Origin of the sequence: Thiococcus pfennigii (assembly GCF_016583835.1) — a bacterium.
GTDB classification, from domain to species: Bacteria; Pseudomonadota; Gammaproteobacteria; order Chromatiales; family Chromatiaceae; genus Thiococcus; species Thiococcus pfennigii.
This window is the reverse complement of record NZ_NRRW01000085.1, coordinates 1-10,223: the sequence shown is the minus strand read 5'-3', so window position 1 is coordinate 10,223 and position 10,223 is coordinate 1. Positions and strand designations below refer to the sequence as shown.

The window sequence follows — 10,223 nt, the reverse complement described above, 5'->3', positions numbered from 1 at the left end:
CCGGGCGGGGCAATCCGGCTCAGCGCTTCTTGCGGGTCAGCGGCAGGCCGGCGTTCTGCCAGGCCATGAGCCCGCCGCGCAGGTTGTGGACATCGGCGAAACCGGCCTTGCGCAGCTCGCGACAGGCCAGGGCCGATTGGGAGCCGGAGCGGCAGTTGACGATGATCGGGCGCTCCTTGTGCTTGTTCAGCGTCGCGAGCTGGTTCTTGAAGCCGTTGAAGGGGATGTTGATGGCATTGATGATGTGCCCCTTCGCGAAGTCCGCCGCCGAGCGCACGTCGACGACGACCGCGTCCTTGTGATTGATCAGATCGGTGGCCTCGACCGGGTCGACCGACCCCTTGTTGCCGGCAATCAGATTCTGGATCAGGAGCCCGGCGAGCACGACGAAGGCGAGGACGAGGAGCCAATTGTTGCCGACAAATTCGAGGATCATCGTATACCTGAGGCGTCAGATTGGGTTGGCCGGCCGGGAGTGGCCGAGGCAGCCGACGATTATACGGACCTCGCCCGAAGGGCGTCACCCCGTGGCGTCAGCGCCCTTGGTGGCAGAAGACCTCGCGCATCATGCCGATCAGGCGTAGCGTGCGCCCGTCGCTGACCCGGTAGAAGACCCGGTTGGCATCCTTGCGCGAGGCCAGGATGCCCTTGTCGCGGAGGATCGCGAGGTGCTGGGAGATGTTGCTTTGCGAGGTGCCCACCTGGTCGACGATCTCCTGTACGCTGACCTCGCGGTCGCCGAGGGTGCACAGGATCTTCAGGCGCAGCGGATGGGACATCGCCTTCAGCGACCGGGAGGCGCGGTCGATGTCCGCGTCGTCGGCGAAGAGGTCGACGGCCTCCTCGGCCTCGTCGGGGTCGTTGAGGACCGTATGCTGCGGATGCTGTATCGTGCCGGCCATGGGTGCGCTCGCTCGAACTCACTATTGATTAATAATATTCTTTTTTGACCGACAGGCGAAGTGCCCTGCGACCGCGATCATCGATGGCCCGATCGCCCGCCGGGGCCTGGGCGTCGCTCGCAGAGCCGATACACTGCATCCGATGTGGCACATCTTCCTGCTCACGACCTTGACCGCCCTGACCGCGACCGCCTCGGCGGACGGCCCTGGCGATCTGGAGCGGCAGCGCCGCGACCTGAGCGCGATCGAGCAGCAGGTCGGGGCCTTGCGCGAGGACCTCGCGGCGCGCCGCGCCGAGCGTGCCCGCCTACTTCAGGACCTGGAGCAGAGCGAGCGCGATGTCGCGGCCCTGGCGCGGGCCGAGCATCAACTCGGCATCGAGATCGACGATCAGCAGCGGACCATCGCCGATCTGCAACGCCAACTCGCCGTCGAGACCGCGGCCCTCGCCGACGAACAGCGGGCGCTCGCCGAACTGCTGCGGGCCGTCTATGCCGCCGGGCGCGCGGACCGGTTGCGGCTGCTGCTCGACCAGGAGGACGTCGAACGCCTCAGCCGGCTGTTCGCCTACTACGACTATGTCAACCGCGAGCGCCTCGCCCGCATCGCCAGCACCCGGGCGCGCGCCGAACGCCTCGCCGCGCTGGCGGCGGCGGCCGAGGAAGAGGCGACGCGGTTGCGCCGCCTGGCCGGGCACCAGCAGCAGACCCGGGAGCGTCTCGAGGTGGCCCGGGAGCGGCGCGCCCGGGTCCTCGCCGAGCTCGAGGGGACCATCGCCAGCGGGGCCGAGCAGGTCGCGGCGTTGGAGGCCGATGCCGCGTCCCTGCGCGCGCTGATCGCCGACTTGGAGCAACGTGGCCAGATCCTCGCCGAGGCCGATGTCGAGACCACGCCCCTCGCCGCGAGGCGTGGCCGGTTGCCCTGGCCGGTGGCCGGTCCCCTCGTGGCACGCTTCGGTGCGCCGAGGGACGCCGGGCGCCTGCGCTGGGACGGGGTCGTCCTCGCGGCCCCCGAGGGGGCCGAGGTGCGTGCCGTACACGGAGGTCGCGTCGTCTATGCCGATTGGTTGCGTGGCCTCGGACACCTGGTGATCATCGATCACGGCGATGACTATATGACCCTCTATGGCAACAACCAGACCGTCCTGGCCGGGAACGGCGATTGGGTCGTGGCCGGCGAGACGATCGCCCTCAGCGGCACGACCGGCGGCCGCGGGGCCGACGGGCTCTACTTTGGGGTGCGCCGTGACGGCGAGCCGCTCGATCCTGAGCGCTGGTGCCGCGCCCGGCCCGGGCGGGCGCCTTGAGGAGGGCTCGAAAATGGCCATCTGGGCCGTTTTCCGAGACGCGCACCGGGGCGTTGGGCACTCGCCGCCAAACCTCGGCCCATTGTGGTTTCGCTCCACCAGGACCATTATTTTCCGGAAGCGGCGACGTTCGGCCGAGACCCCGGCGACGGGGCCTCTCCGAGCCAGCCAACCTCAGGCCACCATCGCGGTATGTGTTAGATGAAAACGCGTCTCTCCGTTCTGTCCGGCGTCCTCGTCGCGCTCCTGATCGGGCTCGGCGGTGCTCGGGTCGACATGGTCTTCGCCGATCGCAGCGAGGTCTCGACGGAGTTGCCCCTCGAGGACCTGCGGATCTTCGCCGAGGTCTTCGGCCGGATCAAGAAGGACTATGTCGAGGGCGTGAGCGACCAGACCCTCCTGGAGGGGGCGATCCGCGGCATGCTCGCGAGCCTGGATCCGCACTCGGCGTATCTCGACCGCGACGAGTATCGCAACCTCAAGGTGGGCACCAGCGGCGAATTCGGCGGATTGGGCATCGAGGTCGGCATGGAGAACGGCTTCATCAAGGTCATCGCCCCGATCGACGACACGCCGGCGGCGCGGGCCGGGCTCCAGGCCGGCGATCTGATCGTGCGCATCGACGACCAGCCGGTGAAGGGGCTGACCCTCAACGAGGCGGTCGATCGGATGCGGGGCCAGCCGGGCAGCCGCATCAGCCTGACGGTGTTGCGCGAGGGCGCCGACCCGATGACCTTCGATATCGAGCGCGACGTCATCCAGGTCGCCAGCGTGCGCAGCCGCATGCTCGAGCCAGGCTACGGCTACGTGCGCATCTCGCACTTCCAGGCCCGCACGCCGGAAGACCTGACCGAGGCCATCGCCAAGCTCGAGGCCGAGGGCGACGCGCGGCTCGCCGGGTTGATCTTGGACCTGCGCAACAACCCGGGCGGGGTGCTCAACAGCGCCGTCGGCGTCAGCGATGCCTTCCTCACCGGTGGACTCATCGTCTATACCCAGGGTCGAGACGAGGATTCGCGGATCGAGTTCGACGCGGGTCCCGAGGAACTGCTCGGTGGCGCACCGATGGTGGTCCTGATCAACGAGGGCAGCGCGTCGGCCTCCGAGATCGTCGCGGGGGCGCTCCAAGACCACAAACGGGCGATCGTCATGGGCACCAAGACCTTCGGGAAGGGGTCCGTGCAGACCGTCGTGCCGATCGACGAGGAGCGGGCCCTGAAGTTGACCACGGCCCGCTACTTCACCCCATCGGGCCGCTCGATCCAGGCCCAGGGCATCGTCCCGGACATCGAGGTGGCGCGCGGCGAGCTGACCATCGCGTCGGAGGCGGACGCCGATCGGGTCACCGAGGCGGACCTGCGCCGCCACCTGCCGAACGGCGCGCCTGAGTCGCACGAGGCGGCTGAGCCCGACCCCGACGAGACGTCCGAGGACCCGCTCGCGATCGACGATTACCAGTTGAACGAGGCCTTCAATGTCCTGAAGGCCCTCGTGATCTTCGGCACGGCCAAGGCCGCGGGCTGACGGCCATGGCACGGGTGTGGCGATCGCATCGCATGGTCAGGCGGTGAAGGACGTACCGCCGCCGGCGTCACGCGCCAGGCGCGAAACTCAGCCCTGTCGACACCCCGTGCAAGCCGCAGCGCATTCGCTCGGCCGATCGGTTCGCCGGTCGCCGTCGGGCACCCCCCGAGGATCGCGCACGAAGGGTCCATGAACCCGTGTCTGTCGTCCGATTCCAGTCACTCGTGGTGTCGGGCGAACAGGTCACATCGCTCATGGCGAGCTTCCCAAGCCCGGTTCGGGCAGTTCAGCATCGGAGAATGATATGCCACGCGTATTGATCCCCCTCGCCGAAGGCTTCGAGGAGCTGGAGGCGATCACCCTGATCGATCTCTTGCGCCGGGCCGAGATCGAGGTCGTCACCGCCGGCCTGGTCGAGGGACCCGTCGTCGCGAGCCGCGGCACGGTCGTGGTCCCGGATACGGCGCTCGCGGCCGTCGTCGAGCAGGACTTCGACATGGTCGTCCTGCCCGGTGGTCTGCCGGGTGCCCAGTACCTCGACGACGACCCGCGCGTGCACCGCATCCTGCAACGCCACCATGCCGCGCAGCGCTATACGGCGGCGATCTGCGCAGCGCCCAAGGTGCTCGCCAACGCCGGGCTGCTCGATGGACGGGCGGCGACCTGGTATCCGGGCGCCGTGACGGCCGCCGACTACCCCCGGGTCAGCCCACGCCAGGAGCCGGTCGTCGTCGATGGCCAGGTCGTCACCTCGCGCGGCCCGGGCACCGCGATGGACTTCGCGCTGGCGCTGATCGGGCTTCTGACCGGCGAGGCGCGCCGCGCCGAGGTCGAGCAGCAGCTCCAGCGCGAGCCCTGAATCGCGGCTAGCGGGTGCGGGTAGCCGTCAGCCGTCAGCCGTCAGCCGTCAGCCGTCAGCCGTCAGCCGTCGGCCAGAAGGCGCCGATCGCGGCGATGCCCTGAGCACCCGCCGCCCAGGCGGTCGGCAGGTCGGCCTCCCCGAGGCCGCCCAGGGCGTAGACGGGCCGGCCGATCGGTGCGACGAGGTCGGCGAAGCGCGACCAGCCGAGTGCCGAGGCGCCCGGGTGGCTCGTGGTCGGACGGACCGGCGAGAGGAGCGCGTAGTCGAGCCCAAGTCGCTCGGTGAGCGCAAGCTCGGTGGCATCGTGACAGGAGGCGCCGATCCAGCGACCCGGCGGGAGCGCGGGCAGCGCCCGGCACGCCGCCTGGGCGCGCAGCCGCGTCGCGCTCAGGTGCAGGCCGTGGCAGGGCAGGTCGGCGGCAAGGGCCGGGTCGGCATTGAGCAGGAGGCGCGCGCCCTGCCCCTCGCAGAGCGCGTAGACGAGGTGGGTCAGCTGGGCATAGGCGGCGGCGTCGAGCTGCGGGGCGCGCAGTTGCACCAGACGGATCCCCGCCGCCAGCGCGCGCGCGAGGCGCGCAAGGAACTCCGTCGGCCTGGTCGGATCGGGACCTGTGATCAGCAGGCGCTCGGGCAGCTGAAGGGCGTGGATGACGGGGCGGTCGGCGGCCGGAAAGCGGCCCGGATCCATCCGGTCGGGGTGCACCCAGTCGAGCGGCTGGCCCTCCCGGCCAACCGGGCGGCCGGTGAAGCGGGTCACGCGATGGACATCGAGGACCACTCGGCGGTCGCCATAGTCGTGCTGAACTCGGATCAGCGGTCGCGCGGCCTCGACGCGGATCCCGAGTTCCTCCTCGAGCTCGCGGCTGAGCCCTTCGCGGGCCGCCTCCCCGGGTTCGAGCTTGCCGCCCGGAAACTCCCAGAGGCCGCCCTGGTGGGCCTCGGGTGGGCGTCGCGCGATCAGGATGCGGCCGCGATCATCGCCGATCGCGGCGGCGACGACCTGGATCGGCGGCCGAGCGGGTGAGGTCATCGCCGGGCGGCTTCAGGGTGCCGCGGGCGGGACCGCGGCCAACGGATCAGGTCCGGTACTCGGCGTTGATGCGGACATAGTCGTAGGAGAGGTCGCAGGTCAGGATCCGGGCGCTCGCGCGGCCGCGCCCGAGGGCGACCCGGATCGCGATCTCGGGCGCCGCCATCACGGCGCGGCCGGCTTCCTCGGTGTAGTCGGCGGCGCGCCCGCCGGCGGTCACGATCGGTACCTCGCCGAGCCAGATCCGCACCCCGGCGATGTCGAGGTCGGCGAGGCCGGCGCGTCCGACGGCGGCGAGGATCCGGCCCCAGTTCGGATCGGAGGCGAAGAGCGCCGTCTTGACCAGCGGCGAGTGGGCGATGGTGTCGGCGACGCGGCGCGCCTCGGCGGGGTCGGCGGCCTCCTCGATCAGCAGGGTCACGAGCTTGGTGGCGCCCTCGCCGTCGCGCACGATGGCCGTGGCGAGGGTGTCGCAGACGGCGGTGACCGCTGCGGCGAGTGCGGCGTAGCCCGGCGAGGCCGGATCGGCGATTGCCTGGTTGCCGAGGGCGCCGGTCGTGGCGAGGACGCAGGCGTCGTTCGTCGAGGTGTCCCCGTCGACCGTGATGGCGTTGAAGGTGCCGGCGACCGCCTCGGCGAGGCAGCGCTGGAGCAGGTCGCGCTCGATCGCCGCGTCGGTGGCGATGAAGGCGAGCATGGTCGCCATGTTCGGGCAGATCATCCCCGAGCCCTTGGCGATGCCGGTGACGGTGGCGGTGCGCCCGTCGACCTCGAACGGGCGCGAGACGAGCTTCGCGCGGGTGTCGGTCGTCATGATGGCGTGCGCCGCGGCCGGCCAGCCGGCCGCGTCGAGCCCGGCGACGAGCGCCGGCAGGGCGGCGGCGATGCGCGCGACCGGCAGCGGCTCGCCGATGACGCCGGTCGAGAACGGCAGGACCTCCTCGGGTCGGCAGCCGGTCCGCTCGGCGAGGGCGGCGCAGCTCGCCAGCGCGTCGGCGAGGCCGCGCTCGCCGGTGCCGGCGTTGGCATTGCCGGCATTGATCAGCAGGAAGCGCGGCGCCGCGGCGGCCAGGTGCCGCTCGGCGACCAGCACAGGCGCGGCGCGGAAGGCGTTGCGGGTGAAGACGGCCGCGCACCGCGCCGTCTCGCCCAGGTCCATCAGGACCAGGTCGTCGCGCCCGCGGTAGCGGATGCCGGCGGCCGTGGCGGCGAGGCGCAGCCCGGCGACCGGCAGGAAGGCCGACGCGTCATCGCTCATGGCGGCAGGGCTCCTCTCGGGGTGACGGTCAGCTCATCTTGCCGCAGCAATGCTTGTACTTCTTGCCGGAGCCGCACGGGCAGGGCTCGTTGCGCCCGACCTTGCGCGTGTCGCGCACGAACGGCTGGGCCTCCGGCTCCTCGTCGTCCGCCGCCGGCCGGGCGGTCGGCGCGCCCGTGTCGGGCGCCGGCTCGGCGGGGTCGGCCCCCAGTCCGCGGAACTCCTCGTGCTTGAACTCGAACTCCGCCGGCGGTGGCGGCGGGGCGGGCTGGCGTGGCGGCTGGAGCTGGAGGCGCAGCAGGGTCTTGGTGACCTCTTCCTGGAAGGCCGTCAGCATCGCCGAGAACATCTCGAAGGCCTCGCGCTTGTACTCCTGCTTGGGGTTCTTCGCCGCGTAGCCGCGCAGATGGATGCCCTGGCGCAGGTAATCCATCGCCGCCAGGTGGTCCTTCCAGTGGGTGTCGAGCGTCTGGAGCATGACCCCCTTTTCGATCTGACGCATGCGTTCGGCGCCGAGCTTCGCCTCCATGTCCGCGTAGCGGGCGTCGAGTTGCGCGGCGATGCGCTGGCGCAGCGTCTCCTCGTGCAGCGAGTGGTCCTCGTCGAGCCACTGCTGGATCGGCCACTCGCCGGCGAAGGCCTCGCCCAGGGCCTCGCTCAGGCCGGGGATGTCCCACTGCTCGTCGAGGCTGTTCGGCGGCACGTAGCGGTCGATCATCCGCATCAGGATGTCGTGGCGCATCCCGGTGATGGTCTCGGACACGTCGGCCTCGTCCATCAATTCGCGGCGGCGCTGGTAGATGACCTTGCGCTGGTCGTTGGCGACGTCGTCGTATTCGAGCAGCTGCTTGCGCAGGTCGAAGTTGCGGCCCTCGACCTTGCGCTGGGCGTTCTCGATCGCCTTGGTGACCCAGGGGTGCTCGATCGCCTCGCCCTCGGCCATGCCGAGCTTCTGCATCATCCCGGCCATCCGCTCGGAGGCGAAGATGCGCATCAGGTTGTCTTCGAGCGACAGATAGAAACGGCTCGAGCCCGGGTCGCCCTGGCGGCCGGAGCGGCCGCGCAACTGATTGTCGATGCGCCGCGACTCGTGCCGCTCGGTGCCGATCACGTGCAGGCCGCCGGCGTTGACGACCTGCTCGTGGCGGCGCTGCCAATCGGCGCGGATCTGGTCGCGATCGGCGTCGGGACCGGCCTCCTCGAGCTCGGCCTCGAGGCTGCCGCCGAGGACGATGTCGGTGCCGCGCCCGGCCATGTTGGTGGCGATGGTCACGGCCCCGGGGCGCCCGGCCTGGGCGATGATGCCGGCCTCGCGCTCGTGCTGCTTGGCGTTGAGGACCTCGTGCGGGATCTTCTCCTTCGCGAGCATCGTGTCGATGAGCTCGGAGATCTCGATCGAGGCGGTGCCGACCAGGACGGGCTGGCCGCGCGCGACGCAATCCTTCACGTCGTCGATGATGGCCTGGTACTTCTCCTTCGGGGTCAGGTAGATCAGGTCGCCGCGATCATCGCGGATCATCGCCACGTTGGTCGGGATGACGGTGACCTCGAGGCCGTAGATCTGCTGGAACTCGTAGGCCTCCGTGTCGGCCGTGCCGGTCATGCCCGAGAGCTTCGGGTAGAGGCGGAAGAGGTTCTGGAAGGTGATCGAGGCCATCGTCTGGTATTCGGGCTGGATCGCGACCCCTTCCTTGGCCTCGATCGCCTGGTGCAGGCCCTCAGACCAGCGCCGGCCCGGCATCGTGCGGCCGGTGAACTCGTCGACGATGATGATCTGGCCGTCGCGCACGATGTAGTCGACGTTCTTCTGGAAGAGCGCGTGGGCGCGCAGCGCGGCGTAGATGTGGTGCATCAGCACGATGTTGGACGGGTCGTAGAGGCTCTCGCCCTCGCCGAGCAGGCCGAGTTCGGTCAGGGCCTCCTCGACGACCTGGTGACCGTCCTCGCTCAGATAGGCCTGGCGGGTCTTCTCGTCGACGGAATAGTGGCCGGGGCCGAAGTCGGGTTTGCCCTCGTCGTTCGTGATCGGCGCCTGGCGCTTCAGACGCGGGATGATCTGGTCGATCTGCTTGTAGAGGTCGGTGCTGCCGTCGGAGGGGCCGGAGATGATCAGCGGCGTGCGCGCCTCGTCGATCAGGATCGAGTCGACCTCGTCGATGATCGCGTAGTTGGGCTCGCGCTGGACCCGTTCCTCGGCGGCGAAGGCCATGTTGTCGCGCAGGTAGTCGAAGCCGAACTCGTTGTTCGTGCCGTAGACGATGTCCGCCTGGTAGGCCTCGCGGCGTCGCACCGGCCGCAGATACCGATGTCCCTCGCTGCCCTCGCCCTCGCCGGGCTCATGGTCCGGGTCGTAGCGGTAGGAGCCGGCGTCCGGGCTCTGGCGGTTGGAGGAGTTGATGACCCCGATCGACAGGCCGAGGAAGTGGTAGATCCGCCCCATCCAGACCGCGTCGCGGCGCGCCAGATAGTCGTTGACGGTGACCACGTGCACGCCCTTGCCCGGCAACGCATTGAGGTAGGCGGCGAGCGTCGCGACCAGGGTCTTGCCCTCGCCGGTGCGCATCTCGGCGATCTTGCCCCTGTGCAGGACCATGCCGCCGACCATCTGGACGTCGAAGTGGCGCAGACCCAGGGTCCGGCGGCTCGCCTCGCGGACCACGGCGAAGGCCTCGGGCAGGATGTCGTCGAGCGAAGCGCCTTGGGCCAGGCGGTCGCGCAGGGCCTGGGTCTTGCCGCGTAGGGCCTCGTCGGAGAGCTGCTCCATCTCCGGCTCCAGGGCATTGACGCCCGCCACCGTCTTCAGGAGCTTCTTGACCAAGCGCTCGTTACGACTGCCGAAGATCTTCTTGAATAGGGTCTTGACCATCCGCTGATACGCCGTTGCTGTGTAGGCTGAGGAGAAACCTGGAGACGGCAGTCGACCGCCGCGTTCTAGATTCGCGTCTCTGACATGGGCGCGATGCCGAGCGCGAACCCGCCTCCGCGGCCGGCTGTGGGGCGCCACGCCCCTGATGTACGCTTCGCATCGCGCCCGGTGGTGTTGCAACGCCGGCACCAGCGCGGCGATTGCGCCTCGGCGGTCGTCCGGCTGCCGCTCCCAGGATAAATGGCTGGCAGGATACCCGAAAAAGGCCCCGCACGCAGCGTCGCGCCGGTTCTCGGACAGGGTGGGCGCCGCGCCACCGGCGATCGTCCGGGTCGGCGGCGAATGGCGACGTCCGATGTGACATAATGAATCGCCTGTCTTTTTCGTCGGTTGCTCTCATGCGACTGGTCGACCTCCCCGTGAACCCGAGAGTCCGAGAGGCGCCCCATGTCATCCACTGCGCATCACCCCCCGT

The 10,223-nt window shown here is 69.9% G+C and carries 8 protein-coding genes; 3 read left to right on the top strand and 5 right to left on the bottom strand.

Translation table 11 applies throughout. The annotated features are described in order from the left end of the window. Window positions 1-19 precede the first annotated feature (19 nt). Complete coding sequence (locus CKO41_RS17090; protein ID WP_200254780.1) at window positions 20-436, bottom strand: rhodanese-like domain-containing protein; 417 nt, start codon at window positions 434-436, stop codon at window positions 20-22. 97 nt (window positions 437-533) lie between these two features. Beyond that, entirely contained in the window at window positions 534-902 is a 369-nt protein-coding gene (locus CKO41_RS17085) for an ArsR/SmtB family transcription factor (RefSeq protein WP_200254778.1), read from the bottom strand. Window positions 903-1,044: 142 nt separating this feature from the next. On the opposite strand from CKO41_RS17085, the gene CKO41_RS17080 reads away from it, so the two are divergent. The 3 genes from CKO41_RS17080 (at window position 1,045) to CKO41_RS17070 (ending at window position 4,591) form a co-directional block, all read left to right on the top strand. Next, window positions 1,045-2,208, top strand: coding sequence for a murein hydrolase activator EnvC family protein (locus CKO41_RS17080; protein WP_200254776.1), 1,164 nt, complete (start codon window positions 1,045-1,047; stop codon window positions 2,206-2,208). A 201-nt stretch (window positions 2,209-2,409) separates the two neighbouring features. Next, a complete protein-coding gene (locus CKO41_RS17075; RefSeq protein WP_200254774.1) occupies window positions 2,410-3,732 on the top strand; it encodes a S41 family peptidase in 1,323 nt (440 codons plus the stop codon). A 304-nt stretch (window positions 3,733-4,036) separates the two neighbouring features. Continuing rightward, window positions 4,037-4,591 carry a DJ-1 family glyoxalase III gene (locus tag CKO41_RS17070; RefSeq protein WP_200254772.1) on the top strand — a complete coding sequence of 185 codons (555 nt, stop codon included), beginning with the start codon at window positions 4,037-4,039 and terminating at the stop codon, window positions 4,589-4,591. Between the two features lie 55 nt (window positions 4,592-4,646). Here CKO41_RS17070 and CKO41_RS17065 read toward each other — a convergent pair whose 3' ends face one another. The 3 genes from CKO41_RS17065 to secA are packed head-to-tail and all read right to left on the bottom strand — an operon-like array spanning window position 4,647 to window position 9,748. Continuing rightward, complete coding sequence (locus CKO41_RS17065) at window positions 4,647-5,624, bottom strand: Nudix family hydrolase (protein WP_200383158.1); 978 nt, start codon at window positions 5,622-5,624, stop codon at window positions 4,647-4,649. A 46-nt stretch (window positions 5,625-5,670) separates the two neighbouring features. After that, window positions 5,671-6,882, bottom strand: a complete 1,212-nt coding sequence (gene argJ / locus CKO41_RS17060) for a bifunctional glutamate N-acetyltransferase/amino-acid acetyltransferase ArgJ (RefSeq protein ID WP_200383157.1) — start codon at window positions 6,880-6,882, stop codon at window positions 5,671-5,673. Window positions 6,883-6,910: 28 nt separating this feature from the next. After that, window positions 6,911-9,748: a preprotein translocase subunit SecA gene (gene secA, locus CKO41_RS17055; RefSeq protein WP_200383156.1), complete on the bottom strand. Its 2,838-nt coding sequence runs from the start codon at window positions 9,746-9,748 to the stop codon at window positions 6,911-6,913. Window positions 9,749-10,223 lie beyond the last annotated feature (475 nt).